22 protein-coding genes and 1 pseudogene are annotated in these 20,302 nt (G+C 66.3%); 9 read left to right on the top strand and 14 right to left on the bottom strand.

Features of this window, described 5'->3' with window-relative positions; genetic code table 11:
- Together AC1DVA_RS21445 and AC1DVA_RS21440 are read left to right on the top strand one after the other, a co-directional pair.
- Positions 1-654, top strand: a 654-nt coding sequence (locus AC1DVA_RS21445; RefSeq protein ID WP_476807207.1) for a methyl-accepting chemotaxis protein, incomplete at its 5' end; no start/stop codon positions are given.
- Positions 655-969: 315 nt separating this feature from the next.
- The gene (locus AC1DVA_RS21440) at positions 970-1,320 is read left to right on the top strand and encodes an Atu4866 domain-containing protein (RefSeq protein ID WP_265050949.1); all 351 of its coding nucleotides are present in this window, start codon (positions 970-972) and stop codon (positions 1,318-1,320) included.
- Between the two features lie 80 nt (positions 1,321-1,400).
- Here AC1DVA_RS21440 and AC1DVA_RS21435 read toward each other — a convergent pair whose 3' ends face one another.
- Positions 1,401-2,012, bottom strand: coding sequence for an NAD(P)-dependent oxidoreductase (locus AC1DVA_RS21435; RefSeq protein ID WP_476807206.1), 612 nt, complete (start codon positions 2,010-2,012; stop codon positions 1,401-1,403).
- Positions 2,013-2,136: 124 nt separating this feature from the next.
- On the opposite strand from AC1DVA_RS21435, the gene AC1DVA_RS21430 reads away from it, so the two are divergent.
- The gene (locus AC1DVA_RS21430) at positions 2,137-2,535 is read left to right on the top strand and encodes a winged helix-turn-helix transcriptional regulator (RefSeq protein WP_265050947.1); all 399 of its coding nucleotides are present in this window, start codon (positions 2,137-2,139) and stop codon (positions 2,533-2,535) included.
- On the opposite strand, the gene ligD is transcribed toward AC1DVA_RS21430, so the two are convergent.
- The 3 genes and pseudogenes from ligD to AC1DVA_RS21415 all read right to left on the bottom strand — a co-directional run bounded on the left by ligD (position 2,522) and on the right by AC1DVA_RS21415 (position 6,192).
- Entirely contained in the window at positions 2,522-5,041 is a 2,520-nt protein-coding gene (gene ligD, locus AC1DVA_RS21425; RefSeq protein WP_476807205.1) for a DNA ligase D, read from the bottom strand. The genes AC1DVA_RS21430 and ligD overlap by 14 nt on opposite strands.
- Positions 5,042-5,067: 26 nt before the next feature.
- A pseudogene (gene ku, locus AC1DVA_RS21420) lies at positions 5,068-5,941 on the bottom strand (non-homologous end joining protein Ku).
- Positions 5,941-6,192: a hypothetical protein gene (locus tag AC1DVA_RS21415; protein WP_265050944.1), complete on the bottom strand. Its 252-nt coding sequence runs from the start codon at positions 6,190-6,192 to the stop codon at positions 5,941-5,943. The pseudogene ku and the gene AC1DVA_RS21415 overlap by 1 nt, the downstream one beginning before the upstream one ends.
- A 229-nt stretch (positions 6,193-6,421) precedes the next feature.
- Between AC1DVA_RS21415 and rpsO the strand changes: the two genes are divergently transcribed.
- The 4 genes from rpsO to AC1DVA_RS21395 all read left to right on the top strand — a co-directional run bounded on the left by rpsO (position 6,422) and on the right by AC1DVA_RS21395 (position 10,726).
- Positions 6,422-6,691 carry a 30S ribosomal protein S15 gene (rpsO, locus tag AC1DVA_RS21410; protein ID WP_265050943.1) on the top strand — a complete coding sequence of 90 codons (270 nt, stop codon included), beginning with the start codon at positions 6,422-6,424 and terminating at the stop codon, positions 6,689-6,691.
- A gap of 258 nt (positions 6,692-6,949) precedes the next feature.
- Positions 6,950-9,121 (top strand): polyribonucleotide nucleotidyltransferase, encoded by a 2,172-nt coding sequence (gene pnp / locus AC1DVA_RS21405; RefSeq protein WP_265050942.1) that lies wholly within the window; start codon positions 6,950-6,952, stop codon positions 9,119-9,121.
- A gap of 130 nt (positions 9,122-9,251) precedes the next feature.
- Positions 9,252-10,016, top strand: coding sequence for an alpha/beta fold hydrolase (locus AC1DVA_RS21400; protein WP_476807204.1), 765 nt, complete (start codon positions 9,252-9,254; stop codon positions 10,014-10,016).
- Between the two features lie 74 nt (positions 10,017-10,090).
- On the top strand, positions 10,091-10,726 hold the full coding sequence (locus AC1DVA_RS21395) for a pyridoxamine 5'-phosphate oxidase family protein (protein ID WP_476807203.1): 636 nt from the start codon (positions 10,091-10,093) through the stop codon (positions 10,724-10,726).
- Between the two features lie 160 nt (positions 10,727-10,886).
- Here AC1DVA_RS21395 and AC1DVA_RS21390 read toward each other — a convergent pair whose 3' ends face one another.
- The 5 genes from AC1DVA_RS21390 to AC1DVA_RS21370 all read right to left on the bottom strand — a co-directional run bounded on the left by AC1DVA_RS21390 (position 10,887) and on the right by AC1DVA_RS21370 (position 14,809).
- A complete protein-coding gene (locus AC1DVA_RS21390; RefSeq protein ID WP_476807202.1) occupies positions 10,887-11,885 on the bottom strand; it encodes an adenosine kinase in 999 nt (332 codons plus the stop codon).
- Between the two features lie 90 nt (positions 11,886-11,975).
- On the bottom strand, positions 11,976-12,350 hold the full coding sequence (locus AC1DVA_RS21385; RefSeq protein WP_476807201.1) for a helix-turn-helix domain-containing protein: 375 nt from the start codon (positions 12,348-12,350) through the stop codon (positions 11,976-11,978).
- Positions 12,347-12,910: a Smr/MutS family protein gene (locus AC1DVA_RS21380; RefSeq protein ID WP_476807200.1), complete on the bottom strand. Its 564-nt coding sequence runs from the start codon at positions 12,908-12,910 to the stop codon at positions 12,347-12,349. The genes AC1DVA_RS21385 and AC1DVA_RS21380 overlap by 4 nt, the downstream gene beginning before the upstream one ends.
- Before the next feature lies 1 nt (position 12,911).
- Positions 12,912-14,087: a murein transglycosylase A gene (mltA, locus tag AC1DVA_RS21375; protein WP_476807199.1), complete on the bottom strand. Its 1,176-nt coding sequence runs from the start codon at positions 14,085-14,087 to the stop codon at positions 12,912-12,914.
- Positions 14,084-14,809 carry a Tim44/TimA family putative adaptor protein gene (locus AC1DVA_RS21370; protein WP_476807198.1) on the bottom strand — a complete coding sequence of 242 codons (726 nt, stop codon included), beginning with the start codon at positions 14,807-14,809 and terminating at the stop codon, positions 14,084-14,086. Before AC1DVA_RS21370 ends, mltA begins: the two co-directional genes overlap by 4 nt.
- A 245-nt stretch (positions 14,810-15,054) precedes the next feature.
- Here AC1DVA_RS21370 and secB point away from each other — a divergent pair, with 245 nt between their 5' ends.
- Positions 15,055-15,552 (top strand): protein-export chaperone SecB, encoded by a 498-nt coding sequence (secB, locus tag AC1DVA_RS21365; protein ID WP_265050934.1) that lies wholly within the window; start codon positions 15,055-15,057, stop codon positions 15,550-15,552.
- A gap of 170 nt (positions 15,553-15,722) precedes the next feature.
- Complete coding sequence (locus AC1DVA_RS21360) at positions 15,723-16,472, top strand: TerC family protein (RefSeq protein ID WP_265050933.1); 750 nt, start codon at positions 15,723-15,725, stop codon at positions 16,470-16,472.
- A gap of 25 nt (positions 16,473-16,497) precedes the next feature.
- Here the strand turns inward: AC1DVA_RS21360 and dnaQ are convergent, their stop codons facing one another.
- From dnaQ to AC1DVA_RS21335, 5 genes are read right to left on the bottom strand one after another with little or no spacing between them, the layout of a single operon-like run.
- Positions 16,498-17,214, bottom strand: a complete 717-nt coding sequence (gene dnaQ, locus AC1DVA_RS21355; RefSeq protein ID WP_476807197.1) for a DNA polymerase III subunit epsilon — start codon at positions 17,212-17,214, stop codon at positions 16,498-16,500.
- Positions 17,215-17,218: 4 nt separating this feature from the next.
- Positions 17,219-17,845, bottom strand: coding sequence for a dephospho-CoA kinase (gene coaE / locus AC1DVA_RS21350; protein ID WP_476807196.1), 627 nt, complete (start codon positions 17,843-17,845; stop codon positions 17,219-17,221).
- A 15-nt stretch (positions 17,846-17,860) separates the two neighbouring features.
- Entirely contained in the window at positions 17,861-18,694 is an 834-nt protein-coding gene (locus AC1DVA_RS21345) for a shikimate dehydrogenase (protein WP_265050930.1), read from the bottom strand.
- Positions 18,695-18,706: 12 nt separating this feature from the next.
- Positions 18,707-19,333, bottom strand: coding sequence for a Maf family protein (locus tag AC1DVA_RS21340; protein ID WP_265050929.1), 627 nt, complete (start codon positions 19,331-19,333; stop codon positions 18,707-18,709).
- Entirely contained in the window at positions 19,330-20,160 is an 831-nt protein-coding gene (locus AC1DVA_RS21335; protein ID WP_265050928.1) for a pyruvate, water dikinase regulatory protein, read from the bottom strand. Before AC1DVA_RS21335 ends, AC1DVA_RS21340 begins: the two co-directional genes overlap by 4 nt.
- Positions 20,161-20,302: the final 142 nt, after the last annotated feature.

The raw sequence follows: 20,302 nt of genomic DNA, 5'->3' as shown, positions 1-20,302 counted from the left end.
GGCAAGGGCTTCGCCGTCGTCGCTTCCGAGGTGCGCACTCTGGCGCAGCGCTCGGGCGAGGCGGCCAAGGACATCTCCGGGCTAATCTCCTCCTCGAACACCGAGGTCGGCGAGGGCGTGAAGCTGGTGCGCCAGGCCGGCGACCAGCTCGCGCGCATCCTCGCCGCCTCGCAGAAGGTGGCGGCCACCATCGCCGACATCTCGGCCGCCTCGGGCGAGCAGGCCAACGGCATCGACGAGATGAGTCAGGCCGTCGCCCATCTCGACGAGATGACCCAGCAGAACGCGGCGCTGGCCGAGCAGAGCGCGGCCTCCGCCAATGCGCTGACCGGCCGGATCGGCCAGCTCAACGAGCTGGTCGCGGCCTTCCGCACCGGCCGCGAGGCTGTCGGCCAGAGCGGCTATCCGCAGCCGGTCATGGCGGCCTCCTCCGCGGCGCGCGCCCTGAAAACCGTGGCGCCGGCTCGGGCCCCGGCCCGGCCGGTCGCGGTTGCGGCAGCGTCCCCGGCGGCATCCGTCCGGGCTCCGGCCGGCGCCGAGCCCGAGCGCCTGCGCCAGCTCGCCGAGGCCGCCTTCGCCCAGTCCAAGGCCACTCCCGCCCCGCGCAAGGTCGCCAACGGACGCGCCCAGGATGCCGGATGGGAAGAGTTCTGAGACGGCAGACGCGCCGGCCGCAGACCACGCGGCCGATCCATCCCGACACCATACGGCGCCCGAAAGGGCGCCGTTTTCTTTCAGGCGATCAGATTTTTGTACGACCGCGCCTTGTGCCGGGCCGGTATCGACCTATCTGTGCGAGAGGCGCCGGGGCTTCATGCCCCCTCACGACGCCGCCATCGCAAACAGATCCGTGACGATCGTCAGGCCGCTTCCCCGGAAGCGGCGGATGCCAAACCGCTTGCTGACAGATCCCGACGGGGATGTCTGCGACAAGCGGTTTCAGCCGTCACCACAACAAGGAGACGAACCATGCCATTCAGCCAGGTTCTTCAGGCTCTCGGCCAGCTCGCCTCGGACTTCACGCCGAGCAGCCGTTCCGTACGCCCGCTCGAAATCGATTTCATCGAGACGGATGGCCCCAGCCCCTTCGAACAGGCAGCGATCGGCACCTGGACGACGGAGGACGGAGCGATCCTCATCGACCTCAGGCCCGACGGGCAGTTCCAAAAAGAGAAGCCGGCTGCGGGCGGCCAGCATCGCGGCCGCTATGCCGTCGACCGCTCGAAGCTCTATTTCGAGGGCGAAACCGGCTGGGTCGCCCTCGGCAAATTGAAGCGCGGCACGCTCAGCATCGGCGAGAAGCGCTTCCGCAAGGCGTGACCGGTCATTGAATGCAGAAGGGCCATGCCTCCGATCGGTGGCATGGCCCTTATTGTTTCCGGCGTAGATCAGAGAGCCGGTCAGTAACCGACGGTGAAACGCCGGCGGCTATGGGCCGGCTTTTCCAGCTCGTCGACGAGGGCGATCGCGTAATCCTCCGCCGAGATCGCGCTGTTGCCCTTGTCGTCGACGAGGAGCCGGTCGGCTCCGAGCCGGAATGTGCCGGTGCGCTCGCCTGGCTGGATCAGGGCCGAAGGCGAGAGGAAGGTCCAGTCCAGCGCCTGTTCCTGCTTCAGCAGGTCGAGGAAGGCACCGCCCTTTTTCGCTTCGTCGAGGTAGATCGCCGGGAATTCGGGCGTGTCGAACAGCTTGACGCCCGGCGCGACCTCGAGGCTCCCAGCGCCACCGACGACGAGATAACGCTTCACGCCCGACTGCCTGACTGCTGCGAGCAGGGCCTGCGGATCGCTGGCGGTGAAATGCACGGCGCTGATCACCGCGTCGTGGCCGGCGAGGAGCTTTGTCAGCCCCTCCTTGTCGAAGACATCGCCCTTCACCGCCGTGACGCCTTGGAGGGCCGAAACCTTTTCGGGATTGCGGACGATCGCGGTGACGGCGTGACCGCGAAATGCGAGCTCGGCCAGCAGGCGCGAGCCGATGAAGCCGCTGGCTCCGATCAAGGCAACTTTCATGACAGGGGTTCCTTATGTTAGTATCCAACAGATACCTGCATCCCGATGGAACCTATCTGATCACGCTGTGTGGCCCCGTAAAGAAGGCACTTTCACGCGACATGGTCACCTGCCGGAAACCGCCATGCTGAAACGCCCCGACCCTTTCCAGGCGCTCTGCCCGACGCGGCGCGTGCTCGACCGCATCGGCGATACCTGGGCGGTGCTGATCCTGATCTCGCTCGATGGTGGCACACTGCGCTTCAACGCATTGCGGCGGCGCATCGAGAACATCTCGCAGAAGATGCTGTCGCAGACATTGAAAAGCCTGGAGCGCGACGGGCTGGTCCGGCGCGAAGTATTCGCGACCGTGCCCGTCACCGTCGAATACTCGCTCACCGAGCTCGGCCGCACCCTGGCGCAGACTGTGAACCAGCTCACGCTCTGGGCCGAGAGCCATATCGGCGAGGTCGAAGCCGCGCAGCAGCTTTACGACCGCGGCCTGACGCCGCCTGCAGCAACGCCGGCGCTCAGTCGCCGGTGAGCGGCTTGGCAGCGGCGAAGAACCCGTTCCAGAGATCCTCCAGCATATCACCGCGGATGATATCCGGCGCCGTGAAGGCGTCGGGCTTCAGGGCGCCGATCTCCTCCCAGGGCACGGGCATCGCAACCGTTGCGGCCGGCCTTGCGCGAGTGGAATAAGGGGCGATCGCAGTCGCGCCGCGCCCATTGCGCAGATAATCGATGAAGATGCGGCCACGCCGCGCCTTCTTCGAGAGCGTCGCGGTGTAGAGCTTCGGTTCGGCGTGCTCCATCGCCTTGGCGAAGTCGCGGGCGAAATCCTTGACGCGATCCCAGCCGGCCTTCGGCTTCAGCGGCAGCACGACATGGAAGCCCTTGCCGCCGGAAACCTTGAGGAAGCTCTCGAAGCCGAGTTCCTCGAGATGGCGCCTGATCGTCATTGCCGCGTCGCGCACCCGTTCGAGCGGCACGCCCGTATCGGGATCGAGATCGAAGATGACCTGATCGGGCGTTTCGACGGCTTCCATCGCCGCGCCCCAGACATGGATTTCGACCGTTCCGAGCTGGACGAGCGCAGCGAGCCCGTCGAAATCCTCGATATAGATCAGCTCCTCGCCATCCTTGTCCTTCCGGCGCTTGACGGCCTCGTGCATCCCCGGGCCGGCATGCTTCTGGAAGAAGCGGTGGCCCTCGATGCCATTCGGCGCCCGCACCAGGCTCAAGGGCCGGCCGACGACGAAGCGCTGCATCAGCGGCCAGACCTTGGCGTAATAGGCGAGCAGATCCTGCTTGGTGAAGCCGATATCCGGCCAGAGCGGCTTGTCGGGGCTCGACAGCTTCACCGTCGTCTTCACAGGCGGCGCCTTTTCAGAACCCAATGTCGCCTTTTTGGCCTTCTCCAGGGCCGGTTTAACCGGCAATTCGGCGACGATCTCGCCAGCCGGCTTATCCTCGCGCAATCCCATGAATGAAGCGTGCCGCAGGGTCTTCGAGGCGGTCCAGGCCCGAAATTCGACTTCCGCAACCAATTCCGGCTTCACCCAGACGACACCTCGCTCCCGCGCGGCGGCGCCCGAGAAGGGCGACGCATCGCTCGCGATCGCATCGAGCTTCGCCTTCAGCGCTGCGGCCGATTTTACGGTAAAGCCGGTGCCGACGCGGCCCGCGGGCTTCAGTTCGCCATCCTCATGGTAGCCCGTGACGATCGAGCCGAGCTTGCGCGGCGAAGCCTGGGACGGGACATAGCCGGCGATCACGAACTCCTGGCGCTGGGTGCATTTCGACTTGATCCAGTCGCGACCGCGCCCGCTGCGATAGGGTGCGTCCGCACGCTTCGATATGACACCCTCGAGCCCCATGCGGCAGGCATGGTTCAGCATGGTCTGTCCCGGTTCGACGAAATGCTCGCTGTAGCGCACCAAACTTTCAGCGGGGGCACCGTGCTGCAGCAGATGCTCTAACCGCTCCTTGCGGGCCAGAAGCGGCTCGCTGCGCAGATCTTCACCGTCGAGATGGAGCAGATCGAAGGCGAAATATACAAGGCCGGCGCTACGGCCTTCGGACAACGCCTCCTGCAGGGCCGAGAAAGAAGAAATGCCGCTTTCGGCGAGCGCTACCAATTCGCCATCGATCAGCGCCTCATCGCAGGGCAGGGCCGCCAGCGCCGCGACAAGGCTTTTGCCGAAGCGCGAGGTCCAGTCGAGACCGGACCGCGTTAGCAGTTTCACCGCGCCATGGTCGATACGCGCCTGCAAGCGATAGCCGTCGAACTTGACCTCATGCAGCCAATTCTCGCCGGGGGGCGGTTTTTCTTGCAGCGTCGCGAGACAGGGATCGATGAAGGGCGGCAGTTCGCCGTCATCGCTTTTCCGACGCGCCTTTTGGGCCGGTTTCGCTGCTGCTGCGGCGCGTTTCGCAGGCTTTGTCGTATCCCAGACGCCGCCCTTTTCCGCATCGCTGCCGATGGCTTCGACCGAAAGGCCGGACTTCACTGAATCCGGCTGCGTTTCGAGAATATCCTCGTCGGTCCTGGCAAACTCGTCCTCGGATTTGATCAGCAGCCAGTTGTCCCGCTTCTCTCCACGCCGGGGCTTCAGCCGCACGAGATGCCAGCGGCCATGGAGCTTATGGCCTTCCAGCGTGAAGACGAGGTGCCCCTTCTTCATGCCCGCCGCCGGGTCGCCCTCCGGCAACCAGCGGCCCTCGTCCCACACGATCACCGATCCGCCGCCATATTGGCCGGCCGGAATCGTGCCTTCGAAGCCGCCGTACTCCAGCGGGTGGTCCTCGACATGGACGGCAAGCCGCTTCTCGTCCGGGTCGAGACTCGGGCCCCGCGTCACCGCCCAGGACCAGAGGACGCCGGCATGTTCGAGCCTGAAATCGTAATGGAGGCGCCGGGCTGCGTGCTTCTGGACGACGAAGGCACCGCCCTGCGCAGCTGCCCCCTTCTTTCCCTTGCCGGTGCCTTTGGGCTCGCGCGTGCGCGTGAAATCGCGTTTGGAGCGGTAGAGATCGAGCGTGGACATCGGCCCTCCTCAACGTCGATCGCGCTTCAAGCGCTTTTGCGCGCCTTGCCCGCGGGTTTTTTCGGCGTCGATTTCGATTTGGCAGGCGTTGAATCGGACTTCGAAGCCGGCTTGCCGCCGTCGTCGCCTGCAAGGCTTTTCTTCAGCGCCTCGAACAGGTTGACCACATTGGCCGGCCGCTCCGCCGCCTGAACGACGGGAGGCTTTTTGCCTTTCTGCTTGGCCTGGATCAGCTCCAGCAGCGCGTCTTCGTAATGGTCTTCGAAGCTCGACGGGTCGAACGTCGCCTGCTTCTTCTCGATGATATGGGTGGCGAGGTCGATCAGCTCGGGATCGGTCTTCTCCTTGCCGAGCCCGTCGAAGATCTCCTCGGGCTTTCGGACTGTCTTGTCGTAGCGCAGCGTCGTCAGCAGCAGGCCCTTGTCGAAGGGCTCGATCATCACGGGGCGCTCCCGGCGATAGAGCACGATGCGGGCGATGCCGGCCTTCTTCTGCTTAGCCATGGCTTCGCGGATCACGGCGAAGGCTTCCTCGGAGACCTCGTCGGCGGGCGTGACGTAATACGGCGTGTCGAAATAAGATCTGCGGGATGTCGGCGCGGTCGACGAAACTCTCGATCGCCAGAGTGTGCGAGGATTCGATCTGGACGGCCTCGATCTCGTCCTCCTCGATCAGGAGGTACTCATCGTCGCCTATCTCGTAACCCTTGACCTCGTCATCGTCGGCGACCGGCTTACCCGAGACGCTGTCGATATACTGGCGGCGGACGGTGTTACCGGTCTTGCGGTTGATGATGCGGAAGGAAACCTTCTCGCTCTGGCTGGTCGCGCCGGTGAGCTCCACCGCGCAAGAGACGAGCGAAAGCTTGAGATAGCCTTTCCAGGCCGGACGCGGTGCCATCAATGCGTCTCCCGATGGCGGGCCAGCCGTGCAGGCTCCATGGCGAGGCGCTCGGCATGGGCGACATCCTCCTGCGTGATGACAGGAACGGGATCGGTCAGGACCGCCTCCAGCACCTCCCGGTCGAGCTGGCCATTGGCGACGATTTCCGCTAGGGCGGCGCGTGTCTCGCGCTCGGCCCGGAGCTGGGCGGCAAGCGCGATGATGAGCCGGTCCTTCGGTGAAACCGTGCTCTTCGACGGAACGGCCATGACAAGACTCCCGCAGCCGGAACTGAGTGATCGAGTCAAACGGGCCGCGGCCAGCCATGTTCCGCAGGACGCTGGCATTTCCGCCGATTTCGTGTATACGCGCCGCAACCGGCCCGAATGAGCCGGCTGCGCGACCCCTCCGCGATGAGGCGGCTCGTGGGCTTCGGACCTTGCTGGACGACATCCCGGCCTGGCCCGCCAGATCAACCCGAAACAAGAGGACATCCCGATGTCGATCACTGCCGAGCGCAAGACCGCGCTCATCAACGAACACGCCACCAAGCCGAACGACACCGGCTCGCCGGAAGTGCAGGTCGCGATCCTGACCGAGCGCATCAACAACCTGACCGGCCACTTCAAGTCGCACGCGAAGGACAACCACTCCCGCCGCGGCCTGCTCAAGCTGGTTTCGCAGCGCCGTTCGCTGCTCGACTACCTCAAGGGCAAGGACGAAGGCCGCTACAAGACGCTGATCGAGAAGCTCGGCATCCGCCGCTGATCGTAGGCTGAACCGTTTCCGCCCGGTGCGACCCGCTCCGGGCGGTTCCTTTTCAGGCGATGCCGCCATGGGGCGGACCACCTGACTTCCGCGGCGACCGCATGGGGCGGTCCTCCCGCGTGACCCGCCGGGCGCCGAAGACGTCCATGGCAGGATCGCCGAGCGCTCGGGCTCCATCCTCCTCACCGAGCGTTCCGCCGTCTTGCCCATGGGCCTGAAGGCACCGGACGGGTCGAACCCGACCGAAAGACGAATCTCATGTTCGATATCCAAACCGAAGAACTGATCTGGGGCGGCCGCAAGCTCGTCCTCGAAACCGGCAAGATCGCCCGTCAGGCCGACGGCGCCGTGCTCGCCACCTATGGCGAGACCGTCGTGCTCGCCACCGTCGTCTCGGCCAAGGAGCCGAAGCCGGGCTTCGACTTCTTCCCCCTGACGGTGAACTATCAGGAGAAGACCTTCGCCGCCGGCCGCATCCCCGGCGGCTACTTCAAGCGCGAGGGGCGCCCGAGCGAGAAGGAGACGCTGGTCTCCCGCCTGATCGACCGTCCGATCCGCCCGCTCTTCGTCGAAGGCTACAAGAACGACACGCAGGTCGTCGTCACCGTGCTCCAGCATGATCTGGAGAACGATCCCGACATTCTGGCGATGGTCGCCACCTCGGCCGCTCTGACGCTCTCCGGCGTGCCCTTCATGGGCCCGATCGGCGGCGCGCGCGTCGGCTATATCGACGGCGCCTACAAGCTGAACCCGACGGTCGAGGAGGCCAAGGAGTCGGTTCTCGACCTCGTCGTCGCCGGCACGCAGGACGCGGTGCTGATGGTCGAATCGGAGGCCAAGGAGCTTCCCGAGGACGTGATGCTCGGCGCCGTGATGTTCGGCCACAAGCATTTCCAGCCGGTGATCGATGCGATCATCCGTCTGGCCGAGAAGGCCGCCAAGGAGCCGCGCGACTACACCCCGGCCGACAACTCGGTGGTTCTGGACGCCGTCCTCAAGCTCGTCGACGCCGATCTGCGCGCCGCCTACAAGATCACCACCAAGGCCGAGCGCTACAAGGCGCTGGACGCCGCCAAGGCCAAGGTCGCCTCGCTGATCTCGGCCGAGCCCGACGGCAAGACCACCTTCACCAAGGAGCAGGTCGGCGGCCAGTTCAAGGAAGCCCAGGCCAAGGTCGTGCGCTGGACCATCCTCGACGACGGCACCCGCATCGACGGCCGCGACCTCAAGACCGTGCGCAAGATCGTCGCCGAAGCCGGCATGCTGCCGCGCACCCACGGCTCGGCCCTGTTCACCCGCGGCGAGACGCAGGCGCTGGTCGTGACCACGCTCGGCACCGGCGACGACGAGCAGTTCATCGACTCGCTGGAAGGCACCTACAAGGAAACCTTCCTGCTGCACTACAACTTCCCTCCCTACTCCGTCGGCGAGACCGGCCGGATGGGTTCGCCCGGCCGCCGCGAAATCGGCCATGGCAAGCTCGCCTGGCGCGCCATCCGCCCGATGCTGCCGGCGAAGGCGGAATTCCCCTACACGATCCGCGTCGTCTCGGAGATCACCGAGTCGAACGGCTCCTCCTCGATGGCCACCGTCTGCGGCACCTCGCTGGCGCTGATGGATGCCGGCGTGCCGCTGAAGGCGCCGGTCGCGGGCATCGCCATGGGCCTCATCCTCGAGGGTGAGCGCTTCGCCGTGCTCTCCGACATCCTCGGCGACGAGGACCATCTCGGCGACATGGACTTCAAGGTCGCCGGTACCGCCGAGGGCATCACCTCGCTGCAGATGGACATCAAGATCGCCGGCATCACCGAGGAGATCATGAAGGTCGCCCTCGACCAGGCCAAGGGCGGGCGCGATCACATCCTCGGCGAGATGAACAAGGCGCTCTCGGCCTCGCGCAGCCAGCTCGGCGAGTTCGCGCCGCGCATCGAGACGATGAAGATCCCGGTCGACAAGATCCGCGAAGTCATCGGTTCGGGCGGCAAGGTGATCCGCGAGATCGTCGAGAAGACCGGCGCCAAGGTCAACATCGAGGACGACGGCACCATCAAGATCGCCTCGGCCGACGGCAAGTCGATCGAAGCCGCAATCAAGTGGATCAAGTCGATCGTCTCGGAAGCCGAGCCGGGCGTGATCTATGACGGCACGGTCGTAAAGATCATGGAGTTCGGCGCCTTCGTGAACTTCTTCGGCGCCAAGGACGGCCTCGTCCACATCTCCGAACTCGCCCCGCAGCGCGTCCAGAAGGTCTCGGACGTCGTCAAGGAAGGCGACAAGGTCAAGGTCAAGTTCCTCGGCCAGGACGAGCGCGGCAAGATCCGCCTCTCGATGAAGGTCGTCGACCAGGAGACCGGCGAGGACCTGACCGAGAAGCTCAAGGCGCAGCGCGACGCCGAGAAGAGCCGCGAGAAGCAGGGCGCGGCCGAGTAATTCACCCGCCGCGATTCACGTGAAACGAGACGCCCCGCATCGCAGGATGCGGGGCGTTTTCGTTTGTGCCGCTACTGACATGCTCCGGCGCATCGGCTTGCCATGCCGGAGACGAGCGGAAGGCGTGCCGATGAAATCCTGTCCTCTTCCCGGAATCGACGCGCGGCTGCGGTTCCATGACATCACGGGCGATGGACCGGCGCTGCTGTTCATCCATGGCCTCGGCTGCGCGTCGTCCCGCGACTATCCCGCGGTCGCCGCCAATGGCGCCCTACAAGGTCGCCGCATGCTGCTGGTCGATCTGCTCGGCTCCGGCTTCAGCGATCGGCCGCAGGCCTTCGGCTACACGATCGACGACCATGCGCGTAGTATCGTTGCACTCGCCGAGGCGCTGGATCTGAGAGAGCTCGACCTTTTCGGCCATAGCATGGGCGGCGCGGTCGCCATCGCCGCGGCCACGATGCTGAAGGAGCGTATCGGCCGGCTCGTCGTCGGGGAGCCCAATCTCGATCCCGGCGGCGGCTTCTTCAGCCGCAGGATCGCCGCGATGAGCGAGGAGGATTATGTCGACCATGGCCAGGCGTCGCTGGTCCGTGCCAGCCGGGACGAAGGCAATGATATCTGGGCCGCGTCGCTCGCAAGGAGCGCACCCCATGCCGTTCATCGGACGGCGCGTTCTCTGATCGCGGGCAGCGATCCGACATGGCGAAGCGTGGTGACGAGCCTCACCCGGCCAAGAACGATCATCATCGGCGAAAGGTCGTTGCCCTATGACGACGCGGAAGGCCTGCCGGAATCCGGGGTAGCCAGTATCGTCGTACCGGATGCGGGGCACTCGATGGCCTGGGAGAATCCGGGCGGCCTCAGCCGGGCGATTGYCGCGGCGCTGTCGTGAAGAACGGGGCGCCAGCGGCAGGGTGACGCGCTGCGATCAATAGTCTAGACATATGCCGATTCATGGAGACCGGCATGTCCGACCACCGCATCGCCTCGCTTGACGACCTCGCCCGCGCTTATCCCAACCCATCTGCCCCGGCATCGGTCTTCAAGGAGATCGATCATGTCGACGAGAATTATGCAGCGTTGATCGCCGCCTCGCCGTTTTTCGTGCTCGCGACGGTCGGTCCGGAGGGGCTGGACTGTTCACCGCGTGGGGATTTGCCGGGCTTCGTCACGGTCCGGGACGCGAAAACGCTGCTCATTCCCGACCGAAAAGGCAATAACCGACTGGATTCGTTAAGAAATATCCTGTTCGACGATCGAATCGGAATGCTCTTCCTGATCCCCGGTTACGGCGAGACGCTACGCGTCAACGGACGCGCCGAGCTATCCTGCGATCCTGGGTTGTGTTCGCGCTTCGAGATGGCCGGAAAGCTGCCGGCGAGCGTCATGATCGTTCATGTCGACGCCGTCTACTTCCAGTGCTCGCGCGCGGTGGTGCGGGCCGAGCTCTGGAACCCGGAGCGGCAGGTCGACAAGCGCAAGCTGCCGTCGCCCGGCACGATCCTGCGCGACATCACGGCGCGCAATGCCGAGGTCGAGACCTTCGACGGCAAGGCCTATGACGAAGCGCTGCCGGCCCGGGTCAAGGCCACGCTGTATTGAGGAGGGCGCCGCCCTTCTCCCCTCGGGGGAGAAGGTGGCACGGCGAAGCCGTGACGGATGAGGGCCGAGCCCCCACTGAAAACAAGAAAGGGCCGCTTGCGCGACCCTTCCCTCATCCGTCTGCTGCACAGACACTTCCCCCCGAGGGGAGAAGGAAGAATCACAGCAGCCCTTCGTTCCCCGCCAGCCTCTTCAGGCTGACATCCGGCCGGGCGCCGACATGCGAGATGATCTCGGCCGCGGCCAGAGCGCCGAGGCGCAGGGAGTCGCGGACCTCGCGGCCCGAGGTCAGGCCGAAGAGGAAGCCGGCGGCGAAGAGATCGCCAGCGCCGGTCGCATCGACGACGCGCTCGATCGGGAAGACCGGCTCCTCGACGATGCCATCCGGCGTCACCGCCAGCGCGCCCTTCTCGGAGCGGGTGACGACCGCAAGGATGTTCTCGGCCCGCAGCGCCGCCAGCGCGGTATCGAAATCGCTGCTCTGGTAGAGGCTCTTGAGCTCGTGCTCATTGGCGAAGACGAGATCGACCATGCGGTTGCGGATCAGGCCGATGAACTCGTCGCGATAGCGGTCGACGCAGAAGGAATCGGACAGGGTGATGGCAACCCGGCCACCGGCCTTGTGCGCGATCTCGGAAGCCTTGCGGAAGGCTTCCTTTGCCGCCGGCGGGTCCCAGAGATAGCCTTCGAGATAGATGATGTCGGCGTTCTCGACCGCCGCCGCATCGACATCGGCGACCGACAGGCCCTGGCAGGCACCGAGATAGGTGTTCATCGTGCGCTCGCCATCGGGCGTGACGATGATGAAGGAGCGCGCGGTCGCCGGGCCGTCCGCCGCATCGGCCGTGCCGAAGGAGACGCCGAGCGAGGTCAGATCGTGGCGGTAGAGCTTGCCGAGCTCGTCGGCCTTGACCTTGCCGATGAAGGCGCCGTTGCCGCCGAAGGAGGCGAGGCCGGCGATGGTGTTGGCGGCCGAGCCACCCGAGATGACGCGCGCCGGCCCCATCGCCGCATAGATCGATTCCGCACGGGCCTCGTCGATCAGCATCATCGCGCCCTTTGTCAGCTTCTGAGCGACGAGGAAATCCTCCTCGGCTGCGGCCAGGACATCGACGATGGCGTTGCCGAGGGCGAGGACATCCGTGCGGGGCTTGGTCATGGGCTGGTGTCCGGGATTGCGCGGCGGAAGTGCCGGAAAGGAAGGTGCGGGCGTGTCGCATCCGCACGGCGCGGGGTCAAGCGGAGCTGTTCAACCTATATCGCGCCGCGCGATGGCCTCGTCGAGGATGGCGGCGAGCCGCCGCAGATCGTCGACGTCGAGCTCGCCGATCTCGAGGGCGAGGCGGTTGGCGAGCAGCGTCGCTTCGGCATCGAGGCCGGCGGTATCGACCGTGACGCGTGGGTGCGAGAGGTCGGCGAGGCGGACGAGTTCGTCGGCCTCGTCCCAGATCACGCCAAGGAGATGGATGGTGCCCTGGATCAGGGTGAAGGTGGGGCGGCCGCGCTTGCCGTGCTCGAGCGCCGAGAGATAGGCCGGCGTGACGCCAAGGCCCTCCGCCATCTCAGCGAGGGTGAGGCCACGGCGCTGCCTGAGTTCGCGCACGCGCCGGCCGAAGGGCGTCACGGCCCGTATTCCTTGAGCCGCCGCAGACGGACATAAAGCGCGCCGGAGCCGCCATGGCGCTGCTCGGCCTCCTCGAAGCCGAGCACGAGCGAGCGCAGTTCGGAAAGCCTGAGCCAATGCGGAACCATGCGGCGCAGCACCCCGCGCTCCTCGCCGAACAGGCTTGGCCCCGCTCCGCCCTTCCCGGTCACGACGAGGGTCAGGCGGGTGCCGCGGGACTGCTCGCGGCGCAGGAAGCCGCGCAGCGCCAGATGGGCCTCGTCCTGGCGCATGCCGTGCAGGTCGATGACCGCCTCGACGCCCTGCTGGCCGCGACGCAGCTGCGTCCGCAAACGGCGCTCGATCGGCGCGAGCGGTGGTGCCACGGGCAGGGTCTTGGGCAGTGTGACAGAGGCCGCGGCGATCAGTACAGCCGTCTCGGTCGCCGGCGCCGGAGGCGTCTGGGGGGCCGGTTCCGGCTCGATCGGCGCACGGCCGGGCAGCGGCTTGACCGACCGCGCCACCTGTCGCCAGAGCGCGATATCGGTCTCTGTCAGCGTCTTGCCCCGGCGCGAGCGCATTTCAGCACGGCCAGAGCACGGTGAAGGCGACGGAATGCCGGATCAGCCCGGCGCGATGGCCGGCAGCCGGGCCCGAGCCGACGAAGATGTCCATCCGGGCCGGGCCGAGAATGGCCGAGCCGGTGTCCTGCGCGATCATCAGCCGTGCCAGCCGCTCGTCCCCGCCGCTACCATCGGGAATCGTCGCATCGATCCAGACCGGCAGGCCATAGGGCCAGGCCGTGCGGTCGATGGCGATGCTGCGCAAAGGCGTCAGCGGCAGACCGGCGCCGCCGATCGGCCCGCTCGCGGGCGGCAGGTCGTCGCGGCGGGCGAAGAAGACGAAGGATCTGTTCAGGCGGATGAGATCGCGTGCGAAAGCGGGATCGGCCTTCAGCCGGGCGACGAGCCGATCCATCGTCATCTGCTCGGGCGGAATGCTCTCGCGCTGGCTGAGGACACGGCCAAGCGAGGTGTAGGGATGGCCGTTGCGGCCGGAATAGGTCAGCCGCGTGACAGACCCGTCAGGCAGGCGCACCCGGCCGGAGCCCTGGACCTGCAACACGAAGCGATCGACGGGATCGCGCAGCCAGAGGATTTCGAGCCCGTGTCCGTCGAGCGCGCCGGTCTCGATCGCGGTGCGGTCCGGAAAGGGCTCGAGACCCTTGTCGGTGCGGCGGGCGGCTGAAAGCGCATTGTCGAGACCCGGCCAGTCATCGTCCGGGAAACGCGTCACGAGGTCCTTCGGTCGATCGTAGAGCGGCGTCGGGAAAGCATCGGAGCGGGTCAGGGAGCCTTCGAATTCCGGCTCGAAATAGCCGGTGGTGAAGCCGTTCTCGGCCCCGGTGGGGCGGATGCGCCAGAAGCTGAAATGCCGTTCGAAGAAATCGCGGGCCAGATCGCGGCCGACCTCACCCTTCGCGGCCAACGCCCTGGCCTTGTCGCAGGCGGCGGTGAGAGCGTCTGGAAGCGGCACGGCCTGGCGCAGTGGCGGATCGGCCATGCAACCGCGCGCGAAGATCGCGAAGGCCCTGGCATGGTCGTCCCTTGCCCAGCCGTCGATCTCTCCGGGCGAGAGCTGCTCGGCCCGGGCACCATCCGGCAAGGGAAAGGGAGCGGCCATGGCGGTCATGGCGGTCATGGATGCAAGGAGGATCGCCGCCGAAAGCGACAGCGCGATCCCCTTGGCACGGGTCACGCAGCCGATTCGGTGGCGACGAGCAGCCAGTTCGGATCACGGCTGCCGAGCTGGCGCGAGAAGGTCCAGATGTCGTTGACCTCGGAGACCTGCTCGGCGCTGCCGTCGACGACGGCGCCCTGCGCGTCGCGGGTGACGCTGATCAGCTGCGAGATGAAGGCGATGGTCACCTGGGCGGTCTTGCCCTTGACGTCGACGGCGGCGAGATCGGCCTTGTCGATCGACACGAAGTTGGATTCCGCCTTCTCGCCGCGCTTCTCGCGCTCGGTGATGGCCTGCTCGAAGCCGTCATAGACGTCCTTCGCGAGCAGACCCTTCAGCATCTTGCGGTCGCCGCGGGCGAAGGCGGTGACGATCGCCTCATAGGCGGACTTGGCGCCGGAGACGAACTCATGCGGATCGAAGCTCGGCTCCTGGCGGATGATCGCCTCGATGCCGGTGCTGATCGGCGAATCCGGCGGGGCCAGATCCTTCCAGCGCTCGGCGGCCGGCGGCTCGGCGGCGACCGGATCATTGGCCGCGCCCGGCAGGCGGATCACATTGTCCCGCTTGTCCGCGGCTTGCGCCTGGTCGGGCCGCATCGGCGGCGTCTCGCGGCGCGCGAAGGGGTCCTTGGGCTGCTCGTGGCCGGTCTTCTGGCCAAGGACGGAGCGCAGCTTCCAGGCGACGAAAACGGCCAGAGCCAAGAAGACCAGAGTCGTCATGTCGAAGGAATTTTGCATTTAGGCGGACCCGCGCTCCCCGTCATGGCTTATGGCCTTCCCGCGCAGCTGCGGAACGCCTTAGCCGTCATATGGTAAGACAGGCTCGTAACATCCACCCCCCACCTTGTGAAGGCGACTTCTTGTGCCGACCCGGCGTCCATGATAGCCGACGCGCGCGCCGCCCGCTGAAAGTGGGCGCAGTCCCGAACGCCGGCAATGGCGCGGGATTTCCCGAGACAGCCTGCCAGAACAAGATGGGACCGATGGCCAACGAACTCCCCAACGGCAATGGCACGGGCGCTGCGGAAGCGGCTCCGAGCTTGAACGCCCTAGTCCAGTACACGAAGGACTTCTCCTTCGAGAACCCCAAGGCGCCGCGCTCGCTCGCCCAGCAGGAGGCCCAGCAGGGCCCGCAGATGTCGCTGCAGGTCAATGTCGGCAGCACCGCGCTCGGTGACGCCGACTACGAGACCGTGCTGCGGCTGGAAGGCAAGGCCGAGCTGAAGGGCGAGACGCTCTTCGCCTTCGACCTCAGCTATGCCGGCGTGTTCCGCCTGCAGAACATCCCGCAGGAGCACATCCACCCCGTGCTGGTGATCGACTGCGCCCGCCTGCTCTTCCCGTTCGCGCGCCAGATCGTCGCGGAAGCGGTGCAGAACGGCGGCTTCCCGCCCTTCTACATTCCGCCGATCGACTTCGCCTCGCTCTACCAGCAGCGCATGCAGGAGCTGCAGGGCCAGCCCGGCGCCACCGCCAACTGACGCCTTCAGGCGCGGAAACGATCAGAGGAAGGGCCCCTTGCGGGCCCTTTTTCATTTGTTGCGGATTATTGTTGTCCTTGCGAAGCCTCCACTGCCTCTCCATTTCGCGCTGATCGATGGCGGACGCCCCAGCAGGGACGCCCGCCTTTTCCGTATCCGATGGAGACCTGATGGACGCCCTTCTGACACTTGCCGCCGACCCCGCTGTCTGGGCCGCGCTCGGGGCATTGATCGCCATGGAGGTCGTGCTCGGCATCGACAACCTGATCTTCATCTCGATCCTGACCAACAAGCTGCCGGAGCACCAGCGCTCGAAGGGCCGCAAGATCGGCATCGGCCTGGCGCTCGTCCTGCGCCTCGCCCTGCTCAGCACCGTCGCCTTCATCGTCAAGCTGACCGCGCCGATCTTCTCGGTCCTGGGCCAGTCCTTCTCCTGGCGCGACCTGATCCTGATCGCCGGCGGCCTCTTCCTGGTCTGGAAGGCGACGAAGGAGATCCATCACAAAGTCGATCCCGATCCCGATTCCGCCCTCGCCGCAGGTGGCGGCCGCGCGGCGACGCTGACCTTCGGCGCCGCGATCTTCCAGATCCTGCTGCTCGACATCGTCTTCTCGATCGACTCGATCATCACCGCCGTCGGCATGACCGAGCACGTCCCGGTGATGGTGATCGCCGTCATCGTAGCGGTGCTGACGATGCTGCTCGCCGCCGATCCGCTGGCGCGCTTCATCGACAAGAACCCGACCATCGTGATGCTGGCGCTCGGCTTCCTGCTGATGATCGGCGGCACGCTGATCGCGGAAGGCTTCGGCGTGCATGTGCCGAAGGGCTACATCTACGCCGCGATGGCGTTCTCGGCCCTGGTCGAGGCGCTCAACATGCTGTCGCGCCGGCCGGCGCGGACCGACATCGGCGGATGAGCCCGCCGGACCGGGCGGCGCGGCCCTACTGGGCCGCGTCGTCGGTGATGCCGAGATAGCCCTTCCAGAGCGGCGCCTTCAGGGAGCCGAGCACGAAGGCCTCATGCGCCTTGAGCGCGGCTTCGTCGAGGCGTGGCGCGAGCGGGCGCTGGCGCTGCGGCTTCTCGACGGTCACGACGGATAGGCCCGCGCGGCCCGCCGCAGCCTCGACGCCGAGGCCGAGCGACGCCTGCTTGCCACCGATCAGCTCGATATAGACCTCGGCCAGGATCTCGGAATCGAGCAGCGCACCGTGCTTGGTGCGGCGGCTGTTGTCGATGCCATAGCGCGAGCAGAGCCCATCGAGGCTGTTCGAGGCACCGGGATGCTTGCGGCGCGCCATCGACAGCGTGTCGACCACGCGAGCCTGCTCGATCGGCGGCAGGCCGAGGCGCTTGAACTCCATATTGATGAAGCCGACGTCGAAGGCGGCGTTGTGGATCACCAGCCGCGCGCCGGCGATGAACTCCGCGAACTCCTGGGCGACGGCGGCGAAGACCGGCTTGTCCGAGAGGAAAGCCTCAGAGAGGCCATGGACGTTGAACGCCTCGACCGGCATTCCGCGCTCTGGGTTGATGTAGACGTGGTAGTTGCGGCCGCTCGGGCAATGGTTGAGCAGCTCGACGCAACCGATCTCGACGATGCGGTCGCCGTTATTGGCTTCGACGCCGGTGGTTTCGGTATCGAGAACGATCTCGCGCATCGGTTCAGGACCTCGCTTGGAATCTCTTGGCCGCGCCGCGCCCGGGCCGGCCGGCGAGCGCCTTCAGGATAGAGCCGACCTCCCGGCCTGCGGCCACGAGCCCATGCGAGGTGTCCACAAGGAAATGGGCATGGCGCCGCTTTTCGGCGTCCGGCATCTGGCGAGAGAGGATCGCTGCAAGCTTCTCGGCACTCATGCCCGGCCGCGCGAGGACGCGCTCGCGCTGAACCTCGGCCGGCGCGGTCACGACGAGAACCGAGTCGCAACGCTCTTCACCGCCGGTCTCTAGCAGCAGCGGCACGTCGATGATCGCGAGCCCCACTCCCTCGCGGCGACAGCGCGCGACAAAGGCTTCCTCCTCCTCCCGCACCAGCGGGTGGATGATCGCTTCCAGTCGGCGCAGCGCCTCCGGGTTGCCGAGGACGGCAGCGCCGAGCTTCGCCCGATCGACCGCACCGTCGATCACCGTGCCCGGGAAGGCTGCCTCGATCGGGGACGCGGCGCGCCCACGATGCAGGCGATGCACGGCCGCGTCCGCATCATGCAGCGGCACGCCACGCTCGACGAACAGGCCGGCCGTCGTCGACTTCCCCATGCCGATGGAGCCCGTCAGGCCCAGTACGAAGGTCATGATCTCTCCGACGAATCAGGCCTTCAGGATATCGGCTTCGATCAAGGCGCGCAGTGCCGGCGTCACCTGCGGCGTCACACCGAACCAGCGGGCGAAGCCCGGCACGGCCTGATGGAGCAGCATGCCCAGGCCATCGACCGGAATGCCGCCGCGCCGTTCGGTCTCGGCCAGCAAAGCGGTCTTCAGGGGCACGTAGACGATGTCGTCGACGATGGTCCCAGGCCGGAGGCCGGAGAGATCGATTTCCAGCGGCGGCTTGCCCTGCATGCCAAGCGCGGTGGTGTTGACGATGAGGTCCGCCTGCCCGACGAGCCGATCGCGTTCGCTCCACTCGCCGGCTTCGAGCGGCCGACCGAGAGCCGCAGCCAGCTCTTCGGCACGTCCGCGGCTGCGGTTGACGATGAGGATGCGACCGACTCCCCGCGCCTTCAGGCCGTAACAGACACCACGCGCCGCACCGCCGGCTCCGAGGATCAGCGCGGTTCCGACCCGTTTCTGCCAGTCCGGCACACTCGCATCGAGATGGGCGAGGAAGCCCGACACGTCGCTGTTATCAGCCAGGATGCGCCCGCCATCGCGCCAGAGCGTGTTGACCGCGCCGACGGCCCTCCCGGCTTCGCTGACCTCATCGACCAGCGCCATCATCGCTTCCTTATGCGGAACTGTGACATTGCCGCCGCTGAATTCGCCATCGCGCAGGCGAGCAACGAAGGCCGGCAGATCGGACGGCGCGACGTCCAGGCGTTCGTAGGAACCGCCGATCCGATGCTGGCGCAGCCATTCGCCATGGATCAGCGGCGAGCGCGAATGGGCAATGGGGTGTCCGACGACGAAGCAGCGAGGCGACATGAGGCAGTCCGATTAACGGGCGAGGCAGCCGAGATCGCGCAGGGCGTCGAGAACGGCGAGCAGGGGGAGGCCCAATATGGTGAAGTGATTGCCTTCGACACGGTCGAAGAGATGCGATCCCAATCCCTCAAGCTGATAGCCGCCGACGCTGGACAGGACCCCAGGACCGACCGTCTCGACATAGAGCCCGATAAAATCGCTATCGAGGGAGCGCATCGTCAGCCGGGCCGTCTCGCGCCCTTCGGCGATCGGCGCACCATTCCTGGCCAGCACGAAGGCGGAATGGAGTTCATGGGTCCTGCCTGCCAGCGCCGCGATCTGCTCGGCTGCGGCAAAGCTGTCGACCGGCTTGTGAAAGGCGATTCCGTCGCAGGTCAGAGTCTGGTCGGCGGCCAGGACGAGACGGCCGGGCCGATCATGAGAGACGGCAAGTGCCTTGGCGCAGGCGAGCGCCGCCGCGACCTGATCCGCCGGCACCTTCTTCTCGACGAGCGGGTGCTCGACCGCGCGTTCATCGATCCCGGGTTTCAGGACCTCGACCGGGATACCCGCCGCGGCCAGCATGTCGCGGCGGGTCGAACTCCCCGAGGCGAGGATCAAGGGCTCCGCTTCGAGCCAGAGGCCGGTCGGTACGGTCATGTCGCGATGAACTTCATGCGGTGGTCGCGCAGCAGGTCGACGATCGACGCTGCCGTCTCCTCGATAGAACGGCGGGTCACGTCGATGACGGGCCAGCCCTTGCGGGCACAAAGCCGGCGCGATTGGGTGACCTCATCGGCGACCGCGGCGGGATCGACATAGGAGGTTTCGTCGTCTGCGCGCAGCGAGAGCAAGCGGTTCTGGCGGATCTGAACGATGCGATCGGGGCTGGCGATCAGGCCGACGATCAGCGGCTTCTTCGCACCTTCAAGCTCCGGCGGCAGCGGGATGTTCGGCACCAGCGGGATGTTGGCGGTCTTGATGCCGCGATTGGCGAGATAGATGCTCGTCGGTGTCTTCGAGGTCCGGCTGATGCCGACGAGGATCACATCGGCATTGTCGAGATCGCCGCCCATCTGCCCGTCATCGTGCAGGAGCGTGTAGTTCATCGCGTCGATGCGGCGGAAATATTCGGTGTTGAGCACATGCTGCGCGCCCGGCTTCGTCGCCGAGGCCTGGCCGAGATAGGACTGGAACAGCGACAGCACCGGCTGCAGCACCGAGAGGCAGGGGCAGCCGAGCTCGCGGCAGAAGTTCTCGAGCTTCTCCTGCCATTCCGGCTCGACCAGCGTGTAGAGCACGACGCCCGGCGAGGATTCGATCTCCGCCAGCACACGGGCGAGCTGCGCCTCCGAGCGAACCAGAGGGTAGACATGCTCGATCGCGGAGACGCTTTCATACTGCGCCGCCGCGGCACGGCTGACCGCGATCAGGGTCTCGCCCGTCGCGTCCGACACCAGATGCAGGTGAAAATAGTTACGGACCACGTCGTTCCCCGGCTCGAAGCACTCACTTCATTTAGCGCGCTTTCAGCCGGACCGGAATCGGACATTCGGGCAGAAAGGACCGCCACAGCAGCCGGACCGAGTTTTCCCGGGGCATGGGGAGCGGTGTGGACAACTTCGCATC

This window comes from Allobosea sp. P4_C6, from assembly GCF_056402015.1.
This window is presented reverse-complemented; position numbering and strand designations above follow the sequence as displayed.

Bases quoted from the DNA above. Each gene is read 5' to 3' on its own strand.
- dnaQ (WP_476807197.1), bottom strand. From the start codon at position 17,214: ATGCGCGAGATCGTTCTCGATACCGAAACCACCGGCGTCGAAGCCAAT.
- AC1DVA_RS21340 (WP_265050929.1), bottom strand. From the start codon at position 19,333: ATGACCGTACCGACCGGCCTCTGGCTCGAAGCGGAGCCCTTGATCCTC.
- AC1DVA_RS21360 (WP_265050933.1), top strand. From the start codon at position 15,723: ATGGACGCCCTTCTGACACTTGCCGCCGACCCCGCTGTCTGGGCCGCG.
- coaE (WP_476807196.1), bottom strand. From the start codon at position 17,845: ATGACCTTCGTACTGGGCCTGACGGGCTCCATCGGCATGGGGAAGTCG.
- rpsO (WP_265050943.1), top strand. From the start codon at position 6,422: ATGTCGATCACTGCCGAGCGCAAGACCGCGCTCATCAACGAACACGCC.
- AC1DVA_RS21440 (WP_265050949.1), top strand. From the start codon at position 970: ATGCCATTCAGCCAGGTTCTTCAGGCTCTCGGCCAGCTCGCCTCGGAC.
- AC1DVA_RS21345 (WP_265050930.1), bottom strand. From the start codon at position 18,694: ATGTCGCCTCGCTGCTTCGTCGTCGGACACCCCATTGCCCATTCGCGC.
- pnp (WP_265050942.1), top strand. From the start codon at position 6,950: ATGTTCGATATCCAAACCGAAGAACTGATCTGGGGCGGCCGCAAGCTC.
- AC1DVA_RS21395 (WP_476807203.1), top strand. From the start codon at position 10,091: ATGTCCGACCACCGCATCGCCTCGCTTGACGACCTCGCCCGCGCTTAT.
- AC1DVA_RS21415 (WP_265050944.1), bottom strand. From the start codon at position 6,192: ATGGCCGTTCCGTCGAAGAGCACGGTTTCACCGAAGGACCGGCTCATC.
- AC1DVA_RS21370 (WP_476807198.1), bottom strand. From the start codon at position 14,809: ATGCAAAATTCCTTCGACATGACGACTCTGGTCTTCTTGGCTCTGGCC.
- AC1DVA_RS21430 (WP_265050947.1), top strand. From the start codon at position 2,137: ATGCTGAAACGCCCCGACCCTTTCCAGGCGCTCTGCCCGACGCGGCGC.
- AC1DVA_RS21380 (WP_476807200.1), bottom strand. From the start codon at position 12,910: ATGCGCTCGCGCCGGGGCAAGACGCTGACAGAGACCGATATCGCGCTC.
- ligD (WP_476807205.1), bottom strand. From the start codon at position 5,041: ATGTCCACGCTCGATCTCTACCGCTCCAAACGCGATTTCACGCGCACG.
- AC1DVA_RS21390 (WP_476807202.1), bottom strand. From the start codon at position 11,885: ATGACCAAGCCCCGCACGGATGTCCTCGCCCTCGGCAACGCCATCGTC.
- secB (WP_265050934.1), top strand. From the start codon at position 15,055: ATGGCCAACGAACTCCCCAACGGCAATGGCACGGGCGCTGCGGAAGCG.
- AC1DVA_RS21435 (WP_476807206.1), bottom strand. From the start codon at position 2,012: ATGAAAGTTGCCTTGATCGGAGCCAGCGGCTTCATCGGCTCGCGCCTG.